Here is a 21,625-nt window from a genome sequence, read left to right as displayed (position 1 = left end):
CGTAGGATCAGCAAGTGGAGCGGTAGTATTAACAGCATTAATCGTATTTCTATCAAGCGTATTAGTATAATAGAAGCTTTGTAACAAAAGAAAAGGAAGGGAGAATGAAAGATATGAAAGAGCAAGTATTACAAGTAACAAAAGGTGACTTCGTAGGATCAGCAAGTGGAGCGGTAGTATTAACAGCATTAATCGTATTTTTATCAAGTGTATTAGTATAATAGAAGTTTTAAATCAAACAAAAAAGGAAGGAGAATGAGGGATATGAACAGTGAACAAGTGTTTCAAGTAACAAAAACAGATTTATTAGGATCCTTAGGGGGAGCGGTAATATTAACATCATTTATTCTATTCCTTGCAAATGTATTAGTATGAGATATATAAATACAATCATTCAAAAAAAATAAAGACTCTAACGTATTAGTAAGTAGTTAATATGTTGGAGTCTTTTTTATATTCTTCTTATATCCCCTCAAGTATTAAAGTTACCTCATTATCCAGCATGCATGGCTAATTAAACGTTGCGGTTGAAACTTGATTCAACGAATAATCAAAAATCCACTGAATAAAATCCCGATTTATTTCAAAGAGAAAAAAGTCGAATTTTATATGTAAGAAAAAAAGAGGAATTTGACAGAAAAGATAGAAAATTTTAAAGGTCAGAATTTGTTAGCTTGCTAACTAATTTCTATTAATTAACGTTGGAGGCGTTTTCGGTTGGTTTTAAGTATGGACCATTTAATCTATTTACAGGGGGATGAAGATATTATGAAACAAAAATCTATGGATACGCTAGCTGCACAAATGGAGGACTTTTTTCCAGTACGTGATGTAGATCATTTGGAATTTTACGTAGGGAATGCAAAGCAATCGAGTTATTATCTTGCGAGAGCGTTCGGATTCAAAATTGTGGCTTACTCTGGATTAGAAACTGGAAACCGTGAAAAGGTATCTTATGTTCTTGTGCAAAAAAATATGCGTTTCGTTGTGTCTGGAGCTTTAAGTAGTGAAAATCGTATTGCAGAGTTTGTAAAGACTCATGGTGATGGCGTGAAGGATGTGGCACTACTTGTTGATGATGTTGATAAAGCATACTCAGAAGCAGTGAAACGTGGTGCCGTCGCAATTGCTCCACCGCAGGAATTAACAGATGAGGACGGTACATTGAAAAAAGCAGTTATTGGTACGTATGGTGATACAATTCATACGCTTGTAGAGCGTAAAAATTATAAAGGGGCATTTATGCCAGGATTCCAAAAGGTAGAATTTAATATTCCATTTGAAGAGTCTGGTTTAATTGCTGTTGATCATGTAGTTGGTAATGTTGAAAAAATGGAAGAGTGGGTTAGTTATTACGAGAATGTTATGGGCTTTAAACAAATGATTCATTTTGATGATGACGATATTAGTACAGAGTATTCGGCGTTAATGTCGAAAGTTATGACGAATGGAAGTCGTATTAAGTTTCCTATTAACGAACCAGCAGATGGAAAGAGAAAGTCACAAATTCAAGAGTATCTAGAATTCTATAATGGAGCTGGTGTACAACATCTTGCTTTATTAACAAGTGATATTGTTAAAACAGTTGAAGCGCTTCGTGCAAATGGGGTGGAGTTTTTAGATACACCTGATACTTATTATGATGAGTTAACTGCACGAGTTGGAAAAATCGATGAAGAAATTGATAAGTTAAAAGAATTAAAGATTTTAGTAGATCGTGATGATGAAGGTTACTTACTACAAATCTTTACGAAACCAATTGTAGATCGCCCGACTTTATTTATTGAAATCATTCAACGTAAAGGTTCTCGTGGATTTGGTGAAGGAAACTTTAAAGCGTTATTCGAATCAATTGAAAGAGAACAAGAGCGTCGCGGAAACTTATAAGATTTGTATCCACCAGCAAAAGTCCCTTTGCTGGTGGAAATTTCATTTTTATAAGGAGGAATCAGGATGAAATTTGTTACATTTCGTCTTCCTTCAAAAGAACTACGGGCTGGATGGCTTGAAGGTGACAAAGTAATAGATATGAATCTTGCTAGTGAAGGGAAAATCCCTTCTTCTATGATTGCTTTTTTAGAGAAAGCGGATGAGTATGTAGAGGTAGTGCGGAATATTAAGAATCCAAATAAGGGTATATATGCTTTAGAAGAAGTACAATTGACAGCTGCTCTTCCTAATCCGAGTAGTATTCGAGATTTTTACGCATTTGAACAACATGTAAAAACAGCTCGCGGACGAAGAGGATTAGATGTTGTGCCTGAATGGTATGATATTCCGGTTTTTTATTTTACTAATCATCGTGCTGTAATTGGTTCCAGTGATTTTGTAATTGGTCCGAAAAAGTCTAAAAAGCTTGATTATGAGTTGGAGATTGCTTGCGTAATAGGAAGAGAAGGGCGAAATATTTCTCGTGAGCAAGCAGAGGAATATATTTTTGGTTATTGTATTATGAACGACTGGAGTGCGAGAGACTTACAAGCAACAGAAATGAAAGTAGGTCTCGGTCCAGCGAAAGGAAAAGACTTTGCAACTTCTTTAGGAGCACATCTTGTTACGAAAGAGGAATTAGACGTTTATCGTAATGGTGATCGATATAATTTAGAAATGACTGCTCATGTAAATGGAAAACTATTATCAAAAGGAAACTTCCAAGATATTTACTATACATTTGCTGAAATGATTGAACGTGCTTCAGAGGACGTTACGTTATATCCAGGAGATGTGATTGGTTCTGGGACAGTAGGAACAGGATGTATTTTAGAACTGGGTACAGAAGAGTGGCTACAAGATGGAGATGTTGTAGAACTGTCGATTACTGGTTTAGGTACACTACGTAATACGATCAAAAAAGAAAAGGAAGCGGGTGATGGGCATGTTTTATCGTCACATGGGAGAACTACCTCATAAACGACATGTACAATTTCGTAAAAAAGATGGATCGCTTTATCGTGAACAGGTAATGGGAACAAAAGGTTTTTCTGGTACGCAGTCTATTTTGTATCATCATTATATGCCGACAGAAGTAGGTCATTCTGCATTATCGCATTCTTGTCAGTTGCAGTATGAAGAGGATGTTGCTCTTTCTCATCGCCACTTTCGAACGAAAGAAAGTAAAAAAAGTGGTGATGCAATAAGTGGACGGAATTTCATACTTGGAAATGAAGATTTATTAATTGGAGTAGTGAGTCCAACAGAAAAAATGGATTATTTCTATCGTAATGGTGATGGCGACGAAATGTTATTTGTTCATTATGGAACAGGGAAAATTGAAACGATGTTTGGAACGATTCACTATAGAAAAGGCGACTATGTAACGATTCCAATTGGAACGATTTATCGTGTTATTCCAGATGAAGGAGAGACTAAGTTTCTTGTTGTAGAGGCGAATAGCCAAATTACAACGCCGCGTCGTTATCGAAATGAATACGGACAATTGTTAGAGCATAGTCCGTTTTGTGAAAGAGATCTTCGTGGTCCAGAAAAATTAGAGACATATGATGAAAAAGGCGAGTTTGTCGTAATGACAAAATCAAGAGGCTATATGCATAAACATGTTTTAGGACACCACCCGTTAGATGTTGTGGGATGGGATGGCTATTTATATCCGTGGGTATTTAATGTAGAGGATTTTGAACCAATTACAGGGCGCATTCATCAGCCACCGCCAGTACATCAAACATTTGAAGGACATAATTTTGTTATTTGCTCTTTCGTACCACGTTTATACGATTATCATCCAGAGTCAATTCCGGCACCATATTATCATAGTAATGTTAATAGTGATGAAGTTCTTTACTATGTAGAAGGAAACTTTATGAGTCGCAAAGGTGTGGAAGAAGGTTCTATTACACTTCATCCGAGCGGGATTCCCCATGGACCGCATCCGGGGAAAACAGAGGCAAGTATAGGGAAGAAAGAGACGCTTGAATTAGCTGTTATGATAGACACATTCCGTCCGCTTCGTATTGTAAAACAAGCACATGAAACAGAAGATGAAAAGTATATGTATAGCTGGATTGAACAAGGTTCATATACTGTGAAATAAGTAAAAAAGGCATGCTCTCAATAAGGGGTCATGCCTTTTTCACGGAATCGACATGTATAATAATACCAAAAAAATAATGGGAAGATATATAGAAAGAATAATAAGGGTCGTGCATATTCAGAAGAATTTCTACTTGTTTCGACAAAAGTATTGACTAGGAAAAGCGTAATGAGTAAAATAAAAAAGCGAATTAAAAATTTTCAGAAAATTTAAAACTTGGAGGAGTGAAAGATGAAGCAAATTTTTCAAAAGAAGCCAATTGCAAAGTTAATGCAAGAAAGTAAGCAAAAAACGTTAGCAAGAACATTGGGCGCGCTAGATTTAACTATGCTTGGAATCGGAGCAATTGTTGGAACTGGTATTTTTGTTCTAACGGGTGTTGTGGCAGCGAAACATTCTGGGCCAGCTATTATATTATCATTTGCGATTGCCGCTCTAGCTTGTGCCTTTGCTGCATTTTGTTATGCTGAATTTGCTTCTTCAGTTCCTGTCTCGGGCAGTGTGTATACGTATACATACGCGACGATGGGGGAAGTATTCGCATTTTTAATTGGCTGGGACTTAATGCTGGAATATTTACTTGCTACATCTGCTGTAGCGAACGGTTGGTCTGCATATTTTCAATCTTTATTAAAGGGGTTTGGAATTCATATTCCGACTATTCTCTCCTCGGCTCCTGGTACAGGTAAGGGTGGAATAATTGATCTACCTGCAGTTCTAATTATTTTAGTGATGACAGTTCTTTTATCTAGGGGTGTTCGTGAAAGTGCACGAGTAAATAACATTATGGTATTTATTAAAATAGCAGTTGTTCTTATTTTTATCTTTGCTGGTTTTAATTATGTGAAACCTGAAAACTGGACGCCTTTTATGCCATTTGGTTTAGATGGTGTAATGGCTGGAGCGGCTACAGTATTCTTCGCATTTATAGGATTTGATGCAGTTTCAACAGCGGCAGAAGAAGTGAAACGTCCGCAACGTGATTTACCAATTGGTATTATTGCATCGTTATTAATTTGTACAGTTCTTTATATCGTTGTTTCGCTTATTTTGACAGGAATTGTTCCATACGGACAGCTAAATATATCAGATCCAGTTGCTTTTGCACTTCAATTTATTGGACAAGATGGTTTAGCGGGGGTAATTTCAGTAGGAGCAATTACAGGAATTACAACAGTAATGCTAGTTATGATGTATGGGCAAGTTCGTGTTTCTTATGCGATGAGCCGAGATGGTTTACTGCCGAAGCGTCTTGCTAAAGTTCATCCGAAATTTAAAACGCCATTTTTAAATACATGGACAACGGGAATTATTGCGGCACTGATTTCAGGATTAATAGATTTAAATGTTTTAGCACATCTTGTAAATATGGGGACATTGTCAGCATTTGCACTCGTAGCTGTTGCGGTAATCGTAATGAGAAGAACACATCCAGACTTACCAAGGGCATTTAAGGCTCCGCTTGTACCATTTTTACCAGCATTAACAGTGATCTTCTGTTTATACTTAATGCTTCAATTATCGGGGACAGCATGGATTAGTTTTGGGATATGGATGGTTATTGGTATAGCGGTTTACTTCTTATATAGCCGAAAACATAGTGCTTTAAATAATAGTAAAAAAGAAGAAGATGTTGCAAATTTATAAGCGAAAAAATCCATTCTAATTCTGTTAGAATGGATTTTTTTATTTGAAAATTTACATTTTTCTGAACTTATTATAAGATAATTGTTGGCTAACTAAAGGGGTGAAATGATGAAAAATACGTGGCGTGAGTTAAGGGAGATGGACCGTAACGTATGGATTCGATTTATTGGAGAGACGTTAAATGGAATTGCAATGATGATGTTAATGCCTTTTTTTGCATTATATTTAAAAGATAAGGTAGATTCGTTGTTGGAAGTTGGGGTTATTATGGCGCTTTCTCCAATTGCTGCAAGTTTTGGATCACTTATAGGAGGGAGAATTGCTGACATATATGGAAGAAAGCCTATTATGATATTTTCTATGGCAAGTAATGCATTATTAATGCTCGGTTTTCTATTTATAGAAGGGTTTATTCCATATGCAATTTTATCTATTTTTTTAGGGTTGAGTAATTCTTTATTTCACCCAGCTGCATCAGCTATGGTCGCGGATGTAACGGCACCAGAAAAAAGAACAGAGGCATATGGTTTATTACGAATGGGACACAATATAGGTGCTGCGATTGGTCCGATAATGGGAGCATCAGTAGTTGTGTTGTCAAAGAACCTTGTGTTTATTATTGCCTCTTCTACAATGCTATTTTATGCGTTACTTGTATTACTTCTTATTCAAGAGACGATGCCAAAGAGGACAGATAAGGAAGAACATAAAGAAAAGGAATCTGGGGCAGTTTGGAAAATTGTAATGCGAGATAAGGCATTAATGATTTACTTATTAGCAGGTATTATCATTTCGATGGGGTTTTCTCAAACGGAAGGCATGTTGCCACTACATTTTGATAATGAAATGAAGCGTATTTTTGGAACGAACAATCCATATCCATATTTAATGGCGTTAAACGGACTATTAGTTGTTTTATTCCAGTTTCAAATTTCAAAATGGGCTACGGATAAACCGGTCGGGAAGACGATGTTATATGGTGCATGTTTATTCGGGATTGGATTATTTTTTATAGGGTGGTTACCGAAGTGGTTTGGAGAATTTAATACAAATGCTACAATTATTTTAATAACACTACTGTTCGTTTATGCTTTATATACGTTAGGTGAAATGATTATGTCGCCTGTACAGATGACATTTGTAGCAAATTTGGCCCCTGAGCATTTGAGAGGGACTTATATGGGAGCTGCAAGTTTGCAGTGGATTACAGGAAGCGCATTTGGTCCACTTTTGGGCGGTTTTTTATTAGATCGATTACTTGGTCACTTTCTATTTACAATTTTAGCTGTAGGATGTGTAGTTGCAGGTATTGTATATGTTTCTTTAGATCGCCTTGTTGAGCAAAGGCAAAAAGACACACTAACCAAACAATCTTCTTAGTGAATAGATGACATACACAAAAAAGGGGATTTCTACATATTTTAGGTACATAACTAGATTAGATTGCCATTTTATTTTGTGTAGCTATATAGAAAATGAAATGAAAAACCAATAAGTGATGTTATTTAATTATTTATGGAAGTTACATTTTATTTCAAATAGGAACTACCTATTTTTATAAAAAGTGCTAAAATAGAAAAATGAAAACAATTGGTTAGGGTGATTTCATTGACGAAAATTAAATTAGGTTTATTATATGGTGGAAAATCAGCTGAGCATCAAGTTTCGCTACAGACGGCTCTTGCTGCTATTAAAGCGTTAAATCAAGATAAATTCGAGATTCATCCAATTTATATTACAGAACAAGGTCAATGGGTACGTGGTGAGCGTATTGAAGGCGAAGTAACAGATGTTGAAGCTTTAAAAATGAGCGGTGCAGAAAATGCGATTTCTCCGTTATCATTAAGTACAGAAATTATCCCATCTGCAGCTTCTGAGGAGAACGCTATTGACGTTATTTTCCCATTACTACATGGACCAAACGGTGAAGATGGAACGGTTCAAGGACTATTAGAATTAATGAATATCCCTTATGTAGGAAATGGTGTTCTAGCATCATCTGCTGGTATGGATAAAGTTGTTATGAAAAACATCTTTGCAGAGGCTGGTTTAAAACAAGCAAAATATGCATCCTTCATTCGTAGTGCATGGGAAAAAAATCGTGAGGAAGCTTATTCTAAAGTAGAAGATAAGTTAGGATATCCTTGCTTCGTAAAACCAGCGAACCTTGGTTCAAGTGTTGGTATTAATAAGTGTAAAAATCGTGAAGAACTTGAGGATGCATTTGTAGAGGCATTCCAATTTGATCGCAAAATTATTGTAGAAGAAAATATTGTAGGTCGTGAAGTAGAAGTTGGGGTACTAGGTAATGATGAGCCGAAATGTTCAGTTGTAGGTGAAATCGTTCCGAAAAAGGCCTTCTATGATTATAAGTCGAAATATATCGATGGTGATACGGCGCTAATTATTCCAGCTGAAATGACAGAAGAAGAATCTAATGTAATTAAGCGTGATGCGATTATTGCATTCCAATCATTAGACGGTGCAGGTTTAACGCGAGCTGATTTCTTCTTAACGAAAGATGGAGAAGTGTATATTAACGAAGTAAACACAATGCCAGGATTTACACCGTTCAGTATGTTCCCTCTATTATGGCAACATACTGGGTTACCATATCCAGAATTAATCGAAGAGCTAATTCGTTTAGCGATTGAACGTCACGAAGAAAAACAAAAAATTAAATATACAATCTAACAAAAAAGGAGGAAGCACTATTCATAGGAATAGTGCTTCCTCTATGTAAGGAGCGTTTATATATGATAAAGCGAATATTAAAGCAAGTGGAACAGATGGTAAATGGTACTGAATTAGCAGAGCAATATGAGGGAATTACTATTCAAGGCGTGTCTATTGATACGAGAAAAATTGAAAAAGGAAACTTGTATGTTCCGATTCAAGGGGAGCGCTTCGATGGACATGCTTTTGTAGATAAAGCTGTTGAAAATGGAGCTGTGGCTACATTATGGATGAAAGATGTAGCGAATCCACCTGAGAATCTTCCGGTTATTTTTGTAGAAGACACGCTATCGGCATTGCAAATGTTAGCGAAAAACTATCGCGATCAATTGGATGTTAAAGTTGTAGGTGTAACGGGTAGTAACGGTAAAACATCTACGAAAGATATTGTAACAAGTCTTCTTGCGACTAAATTCAAAGTGCAAAAAACAGAAGGGAACTTCAATAACCATATCGGATTACCTCTTACCATTTTAAACTTAGAAGAAAATACAGAAGTAGCAGTATTAGAGATGGGTATGTCAAGCCGAGGCGAAATTGAATTCTTATCTAAGTTAGCTCGTCCTAATGCAGCTATCATTACAAATATTGGTGAGGCACATTTAATGGATTTAGGATCTCGTGAGGCAATTGCTGAAGCGAAATTAGAAATTGTTACAGGATTACAAGAAGGTGGCGTGTTCGTATATAACGGAGATGAGCCTTTATTAACGAATCGTGTTCCTGGAATGAATTTAGCAGCAGAAACGGTTACGTTTGGTGATGCAAGAGCAAACGATTATTATCCAACGACTGTAACATTACAAGCAACTGGGACACATTTCAAAATGAATAGAGATGAAAATATTTCATTCTACTTACCGGTGTTAGGAAAACATAATGTGTATAATACACTTGCTTCAATGGCAATTGCGAAACATTTTGGTGTAACGTGGGAAGAGATGAAAGAAGGTTTAGTAACACTTCAAATGACGGGCATGCGTATGGAAATTGTGAAAACAAATAGTGGTTTAACAATTATCAACGATGCTTATAATGCAAGCCCGACGGCTATGGAAGCAGCATTCCATTTAATGAATGGTTTAGATGGTTTTGCTAAAAAAATCGTTGTGCTCGGTGATATGTTAGAACTTGGAGATCAAGAAGTACAGTTCCATTATGAGGTAGGAAAATTAATCGATCCAGCAAAAATCTCACATGTATTCACATACGGTAGATTAGGGGCTCAAATTGCTGAAGGAGCAAAAATTAATTTCCCTAATGAACGTGTAAAGGCGTATGATAATAAAGAAGAGTTAGTAAAAGATTTACAAGCAGTAGTCGATGTGAAAGATGTTGTATTAATAAAAGCATCTCGCGGTATGAAATTAGAAGAAGTAATTACGATGTTGAAATAATTGGTGTATATAAATAGGGATGATAGTTACGAAAATAGAAGAAACTTATAATAAGCGCTTACAGTAAATATAAAAAAATAAAAGTGAAGAAAAAAACTCTGAATATGAAAATAAGGTAACAGTTGGGTTTGCTTTTTACACATACAAAACTTATAATTGATAAAGTGTAATAACGTTTAGAAGTATTTTCGTGAAGAATATACGCCCGTTTATATACGTGAGCATTCAGGAAAAGGGCTTTTCCGCAAATTCGGAAAACGCCTTTTTTTAAATGATAAGTATAGGATAGAAAAGGAGAAGTAACATTGACAACATTTCGAGAATTAGGATTAAGTGATTCTTTACTGCAATCTGTTGAAAGTATGGGCTTTGAAGAGGCTACACCAATTCAAGCTGAAACAATTCCACATGCATTGCAAGGTAAAGATATTATTGGGCAAGCGCAAACAGGTACAGGGAAAACAGCAGCATTCGGATTACCACTATTAGATAAAGTGGATACACATAAAGAATCGGTTCAAGGTATTGTTATCGCGCCAACGCGTGAATTAGCAATTCAAGTTGGAGAAGAATTATACAAAATTGGTAAGCATAAACGCGTTCGTATTTTACCGATTTATGGTGGTCAAGATATTAACCGCCAAATTCGTGCTCTAAAAAAACACCCACACATTATTGTTGGTACGCCGGGTCGTATTTTAGATCATATTAACCGTAAAACACTTCGTCTGCAAAACGTAGAGACAGTTGTTCTTGACGAAGCGGATGAAATGTTAAACATGGGCTTCATTGAAGACATTGAAGCAATTTTAACAGATGTGCCAGAAACACATCAAACATTACTATTCTCAGCGACAATGCCGGATCCAATCCGCCGTATTGCTGAGCGTTTCATGACTGAGCCTCAACACATTAAAGTAAAAGCAAAAGAAGTAACAATGCCAAACATTCAGCAGTTCTATTTAGAAGTGCAAGAAAAGAAAAAGTTTGACGTGTTAACACGCTTATTAGATATTCAATCTCCAGAGCTTGCAATCGTATTTGGTCGTACAAAGCGTCGTGTTGATGAATTATCAGAAGCATTAAACTTACGTGGTTATGCTGCAGAAGGTATTCACGGTGATTTAACTCAGGCGAAACGTATGTCTGTATTACGTAAATTTAAAGAAGGTTCTATTGAAGTTCTTGTTGCAACAGACGTTGCTGCGCGTGGTCTTGATATTTCAGGCGTAACGCACGTATATAACTTCGATATTCCACAAGATCCAGAATCATACGTTCACCGTATCGGTCGTACTGGTCGTGCAGGTAAAAAAGGTATTGCAATGCTATTTGTAACACCACGTGAATCAGGACAATTAAAAAATATCGAGCGTACAACAAAACGTAAAATGGACCGTATGGATGCACCGACACTTGACGAGGCATTAGAAGGTCAACAACGTTTAATCGCTGAAAAGCTTCAAAGCACAATTGAAAATGAAAACTTAGCATACTACAAGCGTATTGCAGAAGAAATGTTAGAAGAAAATGACTCTGTAACAGTAGTAGCTGCTGCTTTAAAAATGATGACTAAAGAGCCGGATACAACTCCGATCGCTTTAACATCAGAACCACCTGTTGTTTCAAGAGGCGGCGGTTCTAAAAAACGCGGCGGTAACGGAGGCGGATACCGTGATGGTAACCGTAATCGTAGTCGTGATGGACGCGGCGGTGGCGATGGACGTAATCGTGACCGTAACCGTGATGGACGTAATCGTGACGGAAACCGTGATCGCAATCGTGATGGTAACCGCGATCGTAATCGTGATGGTGGTAGTCGTGGTCGTAGAGGTGAAGGCCAAGGTCGCCCTGGTTCTTCAAATGGACGCGGCGAAAGAAAACATCATAGCCGTCCACAAGCTTAATAAAAAAAAGAGAATGCCCTTTGCGGGCATTCTCTTTTTTTATTTCTATAATTGTGCATACTACATAATAGTTATGATAGAAAAGGGGCTGTTATATGCTTGTAAGGCTTGGTTACGTTGCGATGAGTGTGCATTTGAAGAATGCATCTCCATCTCAAACGATGACGTATGCACAGTTTCAGAAATTAGATGATCGTGATGCTGCAATTCGTAAGCTTGAAAGAATTGCTAATTCCAATTTAGAAAATTGTTTACGTTTATTAAAGCATAATAAAGGGCATGACATATCTTTCTTTCGGCTCAGTTCAAAGCTCATTCCTTTAGCGAATCATGAGGAATTGCTAGAGTGGAACTATATTCGTCCGTTAAAAGAAAATTTAAAAAAACTAGGTGAATATGCAGTTCATATGAATATGAGAATTGATTTCCATCCAGATCATTTTGTTGTACTAAATTCACCTGAAGAGAGTGTTTTTAAACAATCTGTAAAAACATTGCAGATGCACAAAAAATTATTAAAAGGCATGGGGATTGAACATAAGCAACGATGTGTACTGCATGTTGGAGGAGGATATAAAGATAAAGAACTTGCATTAGAGCGCTTTATAGAGAATTGGTCGAATGTCCCAAGGGGTATTCAAGAAATGATTATATTAGAAAATGATGATACAACCTTTACGTTAGAGGAAACATTATATTTAGGAGAAAAATTAGATATTCCCGTCGTATTTGACTTGCATCACCATATGATGAATAATGAGCAAGAAGATTGGTATGAAGATTGGGCACGTGTTGTTCATACGTGGGAAACGTCTTTGTTGCCGATTAAAATGCATATCTCTAGCCCTAGAGAGGGAAAAGATCCAAGAGCTCATGCAGATTATATTAATGTAGACGCATTTTTATCTTTTTTAAGAAGGATAAAGGGAAGTGTTCCGCAAATTGATTGTATGATTGAGGCGAAGATGAAGGATGAGTCTTTATTTCAATTAATGAGAGATTTAAGTGAACAAGTAGATGTAGAAATTATCGATGGTGCAAGCTTTTATATTAAATAAGCTTTGCACCATCGTTTTTTTTTGTTAAAAAAGGGGTTAAAATGCCACCGGTTATTAAACCTGTTAAATGACTGATCGGATTGGCAGAAGGGTTAAAGAAAGTAAATAGCAGTAATAGAAGTATCATAATTGAGAAAATGGCAATTTCTTTTGGTTTTGAAGAGCGGTATCGATTGTACAATAAAAATAACTGTGCACCTAATAGTCCGAAAATACCACCTGATGCACCTGCGTGAATATATTCAAGCGGCATAATAATATAAGAAGAAATATTTCCAGAAATTCCAGAGAGAAAAAATAGAATAAAAAAAGAAAAGTGTCCGAGTTGCTTTTCGATAGAAGAACCAAGAGCAAACAAAAAAATACTATTAGAAAGAAAATGTTGTAAGTCTACGTGTACGAGAAGAGAAGTTATGACACGCCACCATTCTCCTTTCGCGATATATTCATTAGAGGCTGCCAGTGGTAAGAGAAAAAAGTCGCCTAATATCATCATGACTAAATGAATAAGCAGTAAGGTAAGAATAGTCGGTTGTAAAGAAATATGAGTGGATCTTATTAGCATACGGTTACTATCACCCCTTTTGCATCAGAAAGATTCTCTGTTATTCTTATCAATATGAAAGAAGAAAGTTAAATAGAAGAAGGGGATTTTGAAATGATTATAGGGATTGGTATCGATATTATTGAATTAAATCGTATTGAAAAAATGCTAGATGGAAAGCTTAAATTTATGGAACGTATTTTAACGGAAAATGAACGTAATGTTGCTATGGAGCTGAAAGGAAGTCGCCTTACAGAGTTTGTAGCTGGAAGGTTTGCAGCGAAAGAGGCGTATTCAAAAGCTGTAGGTACTGGTATCGGAAAAGAAGTGAGTTTTTTAGATATTGAAGTGAAAAATGATGAAAGAGGTAAGCCAATTCTGATTACAAGTACAGAGTATATTGTTCATTTATCAATTAGTCATAGTAAGGAATTTGCTGTTGCTCAAGTTGTTTTAGAAAGCTTGTCACGCTAGTCTGCATATTTTATATCTTTGTCTCATATATTTGAGGTAGCGATAAGGAAGGTACATCTTCCATTCATTTATAGGGGCAAAGGGGCTGAATTGATGAAAAGGCGTCTGTTTTTAGTTCTTGTCGGTTTGTTGACCGTTTTTGTGTTGGCGGGTTGTATGGAAAAGAAGCAAGATGATGTCGTGAGAGATTTAGAATCAAAAGTAAAAGGGATGAAAAGTTATCAAGCTGAGGCAAAATTATCTATTAAAACAGGCAATGAGCCTCAAGAGTATAACGTAGAGATTTGGCATAAGGAACCGTCTTTTTATCGTGTGAATTTAAAAAATGCAAAAAAAGATCAGAGCCAAATTATTTTGAGAAATGAAGAAGGTGTATTTGTATTAACGCCAGCACTTAATAAGAGCTTCCGTTTTCAAAGTGATTGGCCGCAAAATAGTAGCCAGGCTTATTTATATGAATCACTTGTAAGAGATATTTTGCAGGACAAGAAAAACCTTACTTTTGAGAAAACAGATAAGTATTATATTTTTAAAACAAAAACAAACTATCAACATCAAAATATGTTGCCGAGACAAGAGATTACATTGAATAAGAGCGACTTGACTCCAGTTTCAGTGAAGTTAATGGATAATGATCAAAATGTTCTTGTGAAAGTAGATTTCTCTAAAGTGAAATTCGATGCGAAATTTGATAAAGGTGCATTTGATACGAAACAAAATATGTCTAGAGCGCAGGTAGATGTTCAAACAACAGCGAAAGAAGACAAACCGTTTGCTATTTTGTATCCACTTGATACACCACAAGGTATGACTCTGCAAGATGAAAAAGAGTTGAAGACAGACAGTGGCAAGCGTGCGATACTCACATACACTGGAAATAAGAAATCCTTTACTTTAATACAAGAAAAGGCAAAAGTTGCAGAGGCATCATCAGCGGTAAGTGTAAGTGGAGAACCAGTTGATCTTGGGTTTACGATTGGTGCATTAACGAAAGACTCTGTAACGTGGTCGCATAACGGAGTAGAATATATGCTCGTGTCTAAAGGTTTAGAGCCGAAGGAGCTGTTAATGGTTGCTCGTTCAGTTACAGCGAAGCAGGTGAAGTAAACTTCTTAGACGTGGTGATATATGTGCACCACGTCTTTTCTTAGTTTGAAGGTGGATTTCATAAAAGAAGCATATAAAAGAATAAGCTTCGCATATCGTGTATAAGGAAGTGTATTTATGGAAGAAGCACCATTTTACCGTGACACTTGGGTGGAAGTGGATTTAGATGCCATTTATAACAACGTTACACATATTAAAGAGTTCATCCCAAGTAATGTAGAGATTTTTGCTGTAGTTAAAGCAAACGCATATGGGCACGATTATGTACCGGTGGCTAAAACGGCATTAGAAGCAGGTGCAACAAGGTTAGCTGTTGCTTTTTTAGATGAAGCTTTAGTGCTTCGGAGGGCTGGTATTACTGAGCCGATTTTAGTGTTAGGTCCCTCGCCGCCGCGTGATGTAAATGTAGCTGCTGAAAATGATGTAGCGCTAACGGTTTTTCAAAAAGAATGGGTGGACGAAGCAATTAAACTTTGGGATGGTTCATCTGTAATGAAATTCCATATTAACTTTGATAGTGGTATGGGGAGAATTGGAATACGTGAAAGAAAAGAGCTAAAAGAATTTTTAAAGAGTTTAGAGGGTGCACCGTTTTTAGAGTTAGAAGGAGTATACACGCATTTTGCAACGGCAGATGAAGTTGAGACTTCGTATTTTGATAAGCAATATAACACGTTCTTAGAGCAGTTAAGTTGGTTGAAAGAATTCGGAGTGGATCCTAAGTTTGTTCATACAGCTAATAGTGCTGCGACGTTACGTTTTCAAGGGATTACATTTAATGCAGTGCGAATTGGGATTGCAATGTATGGATTATCTCCTTCTGTAGAAATACGTCCTTTTTTACCATTTGAATTAGAACCGGCGCTATCACTTCATACGAAAGTCGCTCATATTAAACAGGTAATTAAAGGTGATGGAATTAGTTATAACGTCACCTACCGAACGAAAACTGAAGAATGGATTGCGACTGTAGCGATTGGCTATGCAGATGGGTGGCTTAGGAGGTTACAAGGATTTGAAGTGCTTATAAATGGTAAAAGGGTACCGATTGTAGGGCGAGTAACAATGGATCAGTTCATGATTCATCTTCCTTGTGAAGTGCCACTTGGTACGAAAGTTACGCTTATTGGAAGGCAAGGAGATGAGTATATTAGCGCTACAGAGGTTGCGGAATACTCAGGGACTATTAATTATGAAATTATTGCAACGATCAGTTTCCGTGTGCCGAGAATATTTATACGGAATGGTAAGGTTGTAGAGATAATTAATTACTTGAACAATATATAGAAGGTAGTATGATTGCTTCTTGTCATTGGAGTGACTGTTCATTGCTGGATAATAAGCTCTTTTTGATGAGAAGCTTTTTACTTATAATCATTTTTTATATAAGTTGCACGTAAGTTTTGAAGAGGAGTTCTATTGTTTTTAGTTAGTTATGAGATAAAAAATTTAAGAAGATGAATGTTTTGTTTGTGAATTGGAAAACATAAGCAAGGAATAAGGAAGTCTTTGCAACAGGCTCCATACAATGGTATTATTACAATAGGTGTCATATATATATTTGGGTGTGTAGTTGACGGTGGAGGTGTATTTTTGTGTCCGAATCAAGTGTAACTACTGAAATCGTGGTTCGGTTGCCAAAGCAAATGGTAACGGAATTGGACGGAATTGGAAAACAAGAGAATAAGAATCGCCATGAACTAATTTGCCAGGCAACACAATTGTTATTGCGTCAACATAAGACGAAGAAACGCTACCAACATGAATCAATGCGACGTGGGTACATTGAAATGGGAAAAATTAATCTTGGTATTGCATCTGAAGCTTTCTTAGCAGAGTATGAAGCAGCTCATACAGTAGAACGCTTAGTTAGCGGGGGGTAATATTTTGATTGTAAAACGCGGCGACGTGTATTTTGCAGACCTTTCCCCAGTTGTTGGTTCTGAGCAAGGAGGCGTTCGTCCGGTTCTTGTCATTCAAAATGACATCGGAAATCGTTTTAGTCCAACGGTGATTGTAGCGGCTATTACTGCACAGATTCAAAAAGCGAAATTACCCACTCATGTGGAAATTGATGCGAAAAAGTACGGTTTTGAGAGAGATTCTGTTATTTTACTTGAGCAGATTCGAACAATCGATAAGCAGCGCTTAACGGACAAAATCACTCACTTAGATGAAGTGATGATGATTCGTGTAGATGAAGCGCTACAAATTAGTTTAGGACTAATAGATTTTTAAATCGGCAGTTTAAGTTGCTCTCTTTGAAGGGCAACTTTTTTTATTATAGAGGAGGTTACGGTTGTATATGGAAATGGTAGATAATCGACAAGCGTTAATGAAAATGTTAGTGAAAGAATTAGGCTTTACCGAAAAGCAAGTTCGTCATGTTATTCAATTAACAGAAGAAGGTAACACAGTTCCATTTATTGCTCGTTACCGAAAAGAATGGACAGGCTCTTTAGATGAGGTGCAAATTCGTACGATTTTAGAGAGATGGCAATATATGATGCAACTTGAAGATAGGAAGGAAGAAGTTCTTCGTCTTATTGATGAGAAGGGGAAACTGACAGAAGAGCTACGACAGCAAATTGTTAAAGCTACAAAGTTGCAAGAAGTAGAAGATCTATATCGTCCATATAAAGAGAAAAGAAGAACGAAAGCGACAGTTGCTAAAGAAAAAGGATTAGAACCATTAGCTGAATGGTTATTGTTATATAAGAAAGAAGATCCGGCTAAAAAGGCAGTGGAATTTATTAATGTAGAGAAAGAAGTGCAATCTGCAGAAGAAGCTTTACAAGGTGCACAAGACATTATTGCAGAAATGGTTTCAGATGAAGCTGCGTATCGTAGTTGGATTCGAAATGTTACTTTTAGAAAAGGTGTTATGTCTTCTTCCGTGAAAGATGAAGAAAAAGATGAAAAGAATATATATGAAATGTATTACAGTTATGAAGAACCATTGCAAAAAGTAGTACCACATCGTGTATTAGCAATGAATCGTGGCGAGAAAGAAGATATATTGAGAGTTGCTGTTGTTCCGCCAGTAGATGAGATAGTAACCTTCTTAAATCAGAAAGTAATTCGTGATAACGATTCGAAAAGTGCACATTATGTACAATTAGCGATTGAAGATGGTTATAAACGATTAATTCAATCTTCAATCGAAAGAGAGATTCGTAAAGAATTAACAGAAACAGCTGAAGAACAAGCAATACATATTTTCTCTGAGAACTTACGTAACTTATTATTACAACCTCCGATGAAAGGGAAAGTCGTGCTAGCGGTAGATCCGGCATATAGAACTGGTTGTAAATTGTCTGTAGTAGATGATACGGGGAAAGTACTACATATCGATGTTATTTATCCGCATCCACCTGTTCGTAAATATGATGATGCAAAAACGAAAGTTCTTTCTATTATAGATAAATATCAAGTTGAAATGATTGCAATTGGTAATGGGACAGCATCTAGAGAAACAGAAGAGTTTATAGTAGATGTATTACAAAGCGTGAACCGAGATGTCTTTTATATTATTGTAAATGAAGCGGGTGCTAGTGTATATTCAGCTTCTGATTTAGCCCGTGAGGAATTCCCAAATTTACAAGTTGAAGAGAGAAGTGCCGTTTCTATTGGGAGACGTCTGCAAGATCCACTTGCTGAACTTGTGAAAATTGATCCTAAATCAGTTGGGGTTGGACAATACCAACATGATGTATCTCAAAAGAGACTGAATGAGTCATTAACATTTGTAGTAGAAACAGCTGTTAACCAAGTTGGGGTTAATGTAAATACGGCTTCGGTTGCATTGTTACAATATGTTTCAGGTTTATCGAAAACTGTTGCGAAAAATATTGTAGCAAAGAGAGAAGAAGATGGGAAATTCACGAAGCGCACGGAATTAAAGAAAATCCCACGTTTAGGTGCAAAGACTTATGAACAATGTATAGGTTTCTTACGTATACTAGAAGGAGCGAATCCATTAGATCGAACAGGTATTCATCCAGAGCAATATAAAAATGTTGAATTGTTATTGAAGAGTCTAGGGTTATCGATAGATGACGTAGGACAACCGCAATTACAAAAGCGATTGGAAGAAGTAGAGATTTCTAAGTTATCCCAAGAAACAGGAGTTGGGGAGCCGACGTTAGTTGATATTATAGATGCGCTTATTAGTCCTGAACGAGATATGAGGGATGAGTTGCCTAAACCACTTTTGAAAAAAGGGATTTTGAAATTAGAAGATTTAAAACGTGGTATGGAACTAGAAGGAACAGTTCGTAACGTTGTTGATTTTGGTGCTTTTGTTGATGTTGGTGTAAAGCAAGATGGTTTAGTACATATTTCTAAACTTAGCAAACAGTTTGTAAAGCATCCGTTAGATGTTGTATCAGTAGGGCAAATTGTAAAAGTATGGGTAGATGATATTGATACAAAAAAAGGACGCGTTGCACTATCTATGTTGCCGATTGAATAGTAAGAGAAGAGAGCAGATGAAACTGCTCTTTTTTTATGAAATAAAAAGTGTAATGGATTATGAGCTTTGATGTATTTTGCTATAATAAAACCAGCATTCATTTAATAATTTAATTTGATACCGGTTTTTTTCGAAATATGCACGTTGCATTTGTTTTTTTAGCCACGTAGGCATAGGAATCCCTCCTTGTTTAATCCTGCTCTCAAAAATCTAAAATGCTATTGATGAGAGGTTGGTGAGTGGATTTCTATTCATGTTTTGTTTTTAGAAACCACGCTTCTTACATGAGGATGGGTATATGTACTATTTAATATATGTATAAGAAGGGAGAAAAGTGTAAAAATATTTTTTTGTTTAGGAGGAATGAGAGTGGATGAGCAAGAAATTCAGCGACTAGTGGAAGAAGTGTCACTACAATACTTTGAGATGCCGTTCTTACATAAAGCGGTGTTTAATAATAGATTACGTACAACTGGTGGGCGTTATTTATTGAAGAGTCATAATATCGAACTGAATTATCGATATTACGAATTGTATGGTGAAGAAGAGTTAGTCGGGATTATTAAACATGAGCTTTGTCATTATCACTTACATATTGCAGGAAGAGGGTATAAGCACAGGGACAGGGATTTTCGTGAGTTGTTAAAGAAAGTTGATGCACCACGTTTTTGTAAACGAATGATTAATGAAGAGAAGGAAAAAAAGATTTATAAGTATGAATGTATGGAGTGTTCACTTCAATATGTAAGAAGGCGTCAAATAAATATAAAAAGATATGTCTGTGGAAAGTGTAAAGGGAAACTCAAACCGATATCGAAAACATCTTGACAGTAAAAACGCAATCCAGTATATTATAAACATGTCACGTTTGAACAAGATGTTGTTAAAAACTTCTTGACTTACAGAGAGAATTTTTATAAGATACAAATTGTCTTCATTATTCCGCAGTAGCTCAGTGGTAGAGCTATCGGCTGTTAACCGATCGGTCGTAGGTTCGAGTCCTACCTGCGGAGCCATACAGAGAAGTACCCAAGTGGCTCAAGGGGCTCCCCTGCTAAGGGAGTAGATCGCTAACGCGGTGCGAGGGTTCGAATCCCTTCTTCTCTGCCATACATATTGGCCCGTTGGTCAAGTGGTTAAGACACCGCCCTTTCACGGCGGTAACACGGGTTCGAATCCCGTACGGGTCACCACTTCGGAGGATTAGCTCAGCTGGGAGAGCACCTGCCTTACAAGCAGGGGGTCGGCGGTTCGATCCCGTCATCCTCCACCATATAATTTTATATGAATAGTATTGTCGCGGGGTGGAGCAGCACGGTAGCTCGTCGGGCTCATAACCCGAAGGTCGCAGGTTCAAATCCTGTCCCCGCAACCAAATGGTCCCGTGGTGTAGTGGTTAACATGCCTGCCTGTCACGCAGGAGATCGCCGGTTCGACCCCGGTCGGGACCGCCATTTTAACTTCTGCTATATAGCAGTTGTTTTTTATTGGACATTATGTTACAATAACATTTGTCTTTGGAAAGAAGATAATTATTTCGATGGGCTATAGCCAAGCGGTAAGGCAACGGACTTTGACTCCGTCATGCGCTGGTTCGAATCCAGCTAGCCCAGCCATTTACGAGCCATTAGCTCAGTTGGTAGAGCATCTGACTTTTAATCAGAGGGTCGAAGGTTCGAGTCCTTCATGGCTCACTTTTTGTTTTTTTCGCGCGGTCGTGGCGGAACGGCAGACGCGCTAGGTTGAGGGCCTAGTGGGGGAAACCCCGTGGAGGTTCAAGTCCTCTCGGCCGCATCAAAAAAATCTTAAAAAAGTGCTTGCATTTGAAAATGTAGTATGATAAGATAATTGAGTCGCCAAATTACAACGACGAAAAAACATCATGAATAAGCGCCCGTAGCTCAATTGGATAGAGCGTTTGACTACGGATCAAGAGGTTAGGGGTTCGACTCCTCTCGGGCGCGCCAATTACGGGAAGTGGCTCAGCTTGGTAGAGCACCTGGTTTGGGACCAGGGGGTCGCAGGTTCAAATCCTGTCTTCCCGACCACGCGGGTGTAGTTTAGTGGTAAAACAAGAGCCTTCCAAGCTCTGGTCGAGAGTTCGATTCTCTTCACCCGCTTTTAGTTCTTTGAAAACTGAACGAAACAAACAACGTGAAACGTCAATTTTTATTTTAGATGCTAGACAAACTAACTTTATTGGAGAGTTTGATCCTGGCTCAGGATGAACGCT

Annotated in this window: 21 protein-coding genes and 12 tRNA genes; 31 read left to right on the top strand and 2 right to left on the bottom strand. The window is 37.2% G+C overall.

The window, feature by feature from the left end:
* The 12 genes from ACTFSL_RS30610 to uvsE all read left to right on the top strand — a co-directional run.
* Nucleotides 1-70 (top strand): DUF3948 family protein (locus ACTFSL_RS30610; protein ID WP_044156746.1); only part of this gene is annotated, 70 nt, incomplete at its 5' end.
* Nucleotides 71-104: 34 nt separating this feature from the next.
* Nucleotides 105-221, top strand: a complete 117-nt coding sequence (locus ACTFSL_RS30605; RefSeq protein ID WP_000654250.1) for a DUF3948 family protein — start codon at nt 105-107, stop codon at nt 219-221.
* 43 nt (nt 222-264) lie between these two features.
* Nucleotides 265-375, top strand: coding sequence for a DUF3948 family protein (locus ACTFSL_RS30600; RefSeq protein WP_001083690.1), 111 nt, complete (start codon nt 265-267; stop codon nt 373-375).
* A 393-nt stretch (nt 376-768) separates the two neighbouring features.
* Nucleotides 769-1,887 (top strand): 4-hydroxyphenylpyruvate dioxygenase, encoded by a 1,119-nt coding sequence (hppD, locus tag ACTFSL_RS30595; protein WP_000810922.1) that lies wholly within the window; start codon nt 769-771, stop codon nt 1,885-1,887.
* A 66-nt stretch (nt 1,888-1,953) separates the two neighbouring features.
* Nucleotides 1,954-2,910 carry a fumarylacetoacetate hydrolase family protein gene (locus ACTFSL_RS30590; protein ID WP_000674004.1) on the top strand — a complete coding sequence of 319 codons (957 nt, stop codon included), beginning with the start codon at nt 1,954-1,956 and terminating at the stop codon, nt 2,908-2,910.
* Nucleotides 2,876-4,048 carry a homogentisate 1,2-dioxygenase gene (locus ACTFSL_RS30585; RefSeq protein ID WP_013141710.1) on the top strand — a complete coding sequence of 391 codons (1,173 nt, stop codon included), beginning with the start codon at nt 2,876-2,878 and terminating at the stop codon, nt 4,046-4,048. Before ACTFSL_RS30590 ends, ACTFSL_RS30585 begins: the two co-directional genes overlap by 35 nt.
* A 231-nt stretch (nt 4,049-4,279) precedes the next feature.
* Complete coding sequence (locus ACTFSL_RS30580; protein WP_000809361.1) at nt 4,280-5,695, top strand: amino acid permease; 1,416 nt, start codon at nt 4,280-4,282, stop codon at nt 5,693-5,695.
* 108 nt (nt 5,696-5,803) lie between these two features.
* Nucleotides 5,804-7,075 carry an MDR family MFS transporter gene (locus tag ACTFSL_RS30575; RefSeq protein ID WP_000799721.1) on the top strand — a complete coding sequence of 424 codons (1,272 nt, stop codon included), beginning with the start codon at nt 5,804-5,806 and terminating at the stop codon, nt 7,073-7,075.
* A gap of 228 nt (nt 7,076-7,303) precedes the next feature.
* Entirely contained in the window at nt 7,304-8,389 is a 1,086-nt protein-coding gene (locus tag ACTFSL_RS30570; protein WP_440042927.1) for a D-alanine--D-alanine ligase, read from the top strand.
* A gap of 62 nt (nt 8,390-8,451) precedes the next feature.
* Nucleotides 8,452-9,828, top strand: a complete 1,377-nt coding sequence (murF, locus tag ACTFSL_RS30565; RefSeq protein WP_440042925.1) for a UDP-N-acetylmuramoyl-tripeptide--D-alanyl-D-alanine ligase — start codon at nt 8,452-8,454, stop codon at nt 9,826-9,828.
* A 305-nt stretch (nt 9,829-10,133) separates the two neighbouring features.
* Nucleotides 10,134-11,735, top strand: a complete 1,602-nt coding sequence (locus tag ACTFSL_RS30560) for a DEAD/DEAH box helicase (RefSeq protein ID WP_000206592.1) — start codon at nt 10,134-10,136, stop codon at nt 11,733-11,735.
* A gap of 95 nt (nt 11,736-11,830) precedes the next feature.
* Entirely contained in the window at nt 11,831-12,793 is a 963-nt protein-coding gene (uvsE, locus tag ACTFSL_RS30555) for a UV DNA damage repair endonuclease UvsE (RefSeq protein WP_000961166.1), read from the top strand.
* Here uvsE and ACTFSL_RS30550 read toward each other — a convergent pair.
* A complete protein-coding gene (locus ACTFSL_RS30550) occupies nt 12,786-13,358 on the bottom strand; it encodes a rhomboid family intramembrane serine protease (protein ID WP_000908523.1) in 573 nt (190 codons plus the stop codon). The genes uvsE and ACTFSL_RS30550 overlap by 8 nt on opposite strands.
* A gap of 93 nt (nt 13,359-13,451) precedes the next feature.
* Here ACTFSL_RS30550 and acpS point away from each other — a divergent pair, with 93 nt between their 5' ends.
* The 6 genes from acpS to ACTFSL_RS30520 all read left to right on the top strand — a co-directional run bounded on the left by acpS (nt 13,452) and on the right by ACTFSL_RS30520 (nt 19,392).
* Complete coding sequence (gene acpS / locus ACTFSL_RS30545; protein WP_000583416.1) at nt 13,452-13,811, top strand: holo-ACP synthase; 360 nt, start codon at nt 13,452-13,454, stop codon at nt 13,809-13,811.
* Between the two features lie 156 nt (nt 13,812-13,967).
* Nucleotides 13,968-14,918 (top strand): LolA family protein, encoded by a 951-nt coding sequence (locus ACTFSL_RS30540; protein WP_002004297.1) that lies wholly within the window; start codon nt 13,968-13,970, stop codon nt 14,916-14,918.
* Between the two features lie 117 nt (nt 14,919-15,035).
* On the top strand, nt 15,036-16,205 hold the full coding sequence (gene alr / locus ACTFSL_RS30535) for an alanine racemase (RefSeq protein ID WP_000390615.1): 1,170 nt from the start codon (nt 15,036-15,038) through the stop codon (nt 16,203-16,205).
* A 308-nt stretch (nt 16,206-16,513) separates the two neighbouring features.
* Entirely contained in the window at nt 16,514-16,801 is a 288-nt protein-coding gene (locus ACTFSL_RS30530; RefSeq protein ID WP_000004570.1) for an antitoxin EndoAI, read from the top strand.
* Nucleotides 16,802-16,805: 4 nt separating this feature from the next.
* Nucleotides 16,806-17,156 carry a type II toxin-antitoxin system endoribonuclease NdoA gene (gene ndoA, locus ACTFSL_RS30525; protein WP_000635963.1) on the top strand — a complete coding sequence of 117 codons (351 nt, stop codon included), beginning with the start codon at nt 16,806-16,808 and terminating at the stop codon, nt 17,154-17,156.
* 67 nt (nt 17,157-17,223) lie between these two features.
* Nucleotides 17,224-19,392 carry a Tex family protein gene (locus ACTFSL_RS30520; protein ID WP_440042923.1) on the top strand — a complete coding sequence of 723 codons (2,169 nt, stop codon included), beginning with the start codon at nt 17,224-17,226 and terminating at the stop codon, nt 19,390-19,392.
* A gap of 57 nt (nt 19,393-19,449) precedes the next feature.
* On the opposite strand, the gene cmpA is transcribed toward ACTFSL_RS30520, so the two are convergent.
* Nucleotides 19,450-19,566 (bottom strand): cortex morphogenetic protein CmpA, encoded by a 117-nt coding sequence (gene cmpA / locus ACTFSL_RS30515; protein WP_001143642.1) that lies wholly within the window; start codon nt 19,564-19,566, stop codon nt 19,450-19,452.
* 195 nt (nt 19,567-19,761) lie between these two features.
* Here cmpA and ACTFSL_RS30510 point away from each other — a divergent pair, with 195 nt between their 5' ends.
* The 13 genes from ACTFSL_RS30510 to ACTFSL_RS30450 all read left to right on the top strand — a co-directional run bounded on the left by ACTFSL_RS30510 (nt 19,762) and on the right by ACTFSL_RS30450 (nt 21,512).
* Nucleotides 19,762-20,220 (top strand): SprT family protein, encoded by a 459-nt coding sequence (locus ACTFSL_RS30510; RefSeq protein ID WP_000344234.1) that lies wholly within the window; start codon nt 19,762-19,764, stop codon nt 20,218-20,220.
* A 113-nt stretch (nt 20,221-20,333) separates the two neighbouring features.
* A tRNA-Asn gene (locus tag ACTFSL_RS30505) sits at nt 20,334-20,408 on the top strand.
* A gap of 3 nt (nt 20,409-20,411) precedes the next feature.
* A tRNA-Ser gene (locus ACTFSL_RS30500) sits at nt 20,412-20,502 on the top strand.
* 8 nt (nt 20,503-20,510) lie between these two features.
* Nucleotides 20,511-20,585: transfer RNA gene (locus ACTFSL_RS30495), tRNA-Glu, on the top strand.
* Between the two features lie 4 nt (nt 20,586-20,589).
* Nucleotides 20,590-20,665: transfer RNA gene (locus ACTFSL_RS30490), tRNA-Val, on the top strand.
* 25 nt (nt 20,666-20,690) lie between these two features.
* Nucleotides 20,691-20,767: transfer RNA gene (locus tag ACTFSL_RS30485), tRNA-Met, on the top strand.
* A 3-nt stretch (nt 20,768-20,770) separates the two neighbouring features.
* Nucleotides 20,771-20,846: transfer RNA gene (locus tag ACTFSL_RS30480), tRNA-Asp, on the top strand.
* An 87-nt stretch (nt 20,847-20,933) separates the two neighbouring features.
* Nucleotides 20,934-21,008 (top strand) — tRNA-Gln (locus ACTFSL_RS30475).
* A 5-nt stretch (nt 21,009-21,013) separates the two neighbouring features.
* Nucleotides 21,014-21,086 (top strand) — tRNA-Lys (locus ACTFSL_RS30470).
* Nucleotides 21,087-21,103: 17 nt separating this feature from the next.
* Nucleotides 21,104-21,186 (top strand) — tRNA-Leu (locus ACTFSL_RS30465).
* A gap of 96 nt (nt 21,187-21,282) precedes the next feature.
* A tRNA-Arg gene (locus ACTFSL_RS30460) sits at nt 21,283-21,359 on the top strand.
* A gap of 4 nt (nt 21,360-21,363) precedes the next feature.
* Nucleotides 21,364-21,440, top strand: a tRNA-Pro gene (locus ACTFSL_RS30455).
* Between the two features lies 1 nt (nt 21,441).
* Nucleotides 21,442-21,512: transfer RNA gene (locus ACTFSL_RS30450), tRNA-Gly, on the top strand.
* Nucleotides 21,513-21,625 lie beyond the last annotated feature (113 nt).

It is taken from the genome of Bacillus cereus group sp. MYBK108-1, from assembly GCF_051917185.1.
In the GTDB taxonomy this organism is placed as follows: Bacteria; Bacillota; Bacilli; order Bacillales; family Bacillaceae_G; genus Bacillus_A; species Bacillus_A cereus.
Note: the sequence above shows the minus strand (reverse complement) of the source record. Positions and strands in the feature narration are given on the sequence as shown.

Bases quoted from the DNA above. Each gene is read 5' to 3' on its own strand.
- ACTFSL_RS30605 (WP_000654250.1), top strand. From the start codon at position 105: ATGAAAGATATGAAAGAGCAAGTATTACAAGTAACAAAAGGTGACTTC.
- ACTFSL_RS30600 (WP_001083690.1), top strand. From the start codon at position 265: ATGAACAGTGAACAAGTGTTTCAAGTAACAAAAACAGATTTATTAGGA.
- hppD (WP_000810922.1), top strand. From the start codon at position 769: ATGAAACAAAAATCTATGGATACGCTAGCTGCACAAATGGAGGACTTT.
- ACTFSL_RS30590 (WP_000674004.1), top strand. From the start codon at position 1,954: ATGAAATTTGTTACATTTCGTCTTCCTTCAAAAGAACTACGGGCTGGA.
- ACTFSL_RS30585 (WP_013141710.1), top strand. From the start codon at position 2,876: ATGTTTTATCGTCACATGGGAGAACTACCTCATAAACGACATGTACAA.
- ACTFSL_RS30580 (WP_000809361.1), top strand. From the start codon at position 4,280: ATGAAGCAAATTTTTCAAAAGAAGCCAATTGCAAAGTTAATGCAAGAA.
- ACTFSL_RS30575 (WP_000799721.1), top strand. From the start codon at position 5,804: ATGAAAAATACGTGGCGTGAGTTAAGGGAGATGGACCGTAACGTATGG.
- murF (WP_440042925.1), top strand. From the start codon at position 8,452: ATGATAAAGCGAATATTAAAGCAAGTGGAACAGATGGTAAATGGTACT.
- uvsE (WP_000961166.1), top strand. From the start codon at position 11,831: ATGCTTGTAAGGCTTGGTTACGTTGCGATGAGTGTGCATTTGAAGAAT.
- ACTFSL_RS30550 (WP_000908523.1), bottom strand. From the start codon at position 13,358: ATGCTAATAAGATCCACTCATATTTCTTTACAACCGACTATTCTTACC.
- acpS (WP_000583416.1), top strand. From the start codon at position 13,452: ATGATTATAGGGATTGGTATCGATATTATTGAATTAAATCGTATTGAA.
- ACTFSL_RS30540 (WP_002004297.1), top strand. From the start codon at position 13,968: ATGGAAAAGAAGCAAGATGATGTCGTGAGAGATTTAGAATCAAAAGTA.
- alr (WP_000390615.1), top strand. From the start codon at position 15,036: ATGGAAGAAGCACCATTTTACCGTGACACTTGGGTGGAAGTGGATTTA.
- ACTFSL_RS30520 (WP_440042923.1), top strand. From the start codon at position 17,224: ATGGAAATGGTAGATAATCGACAAGCGTTAATGAAAATGTTAGTGAAA.
- cmpA (WP_001143642.1), bottom strand. From the start codon at position 19,566: ATGCCTACGTGGCTAAAAAAACAAATGCAACGTGCATATTTCGAAAAA.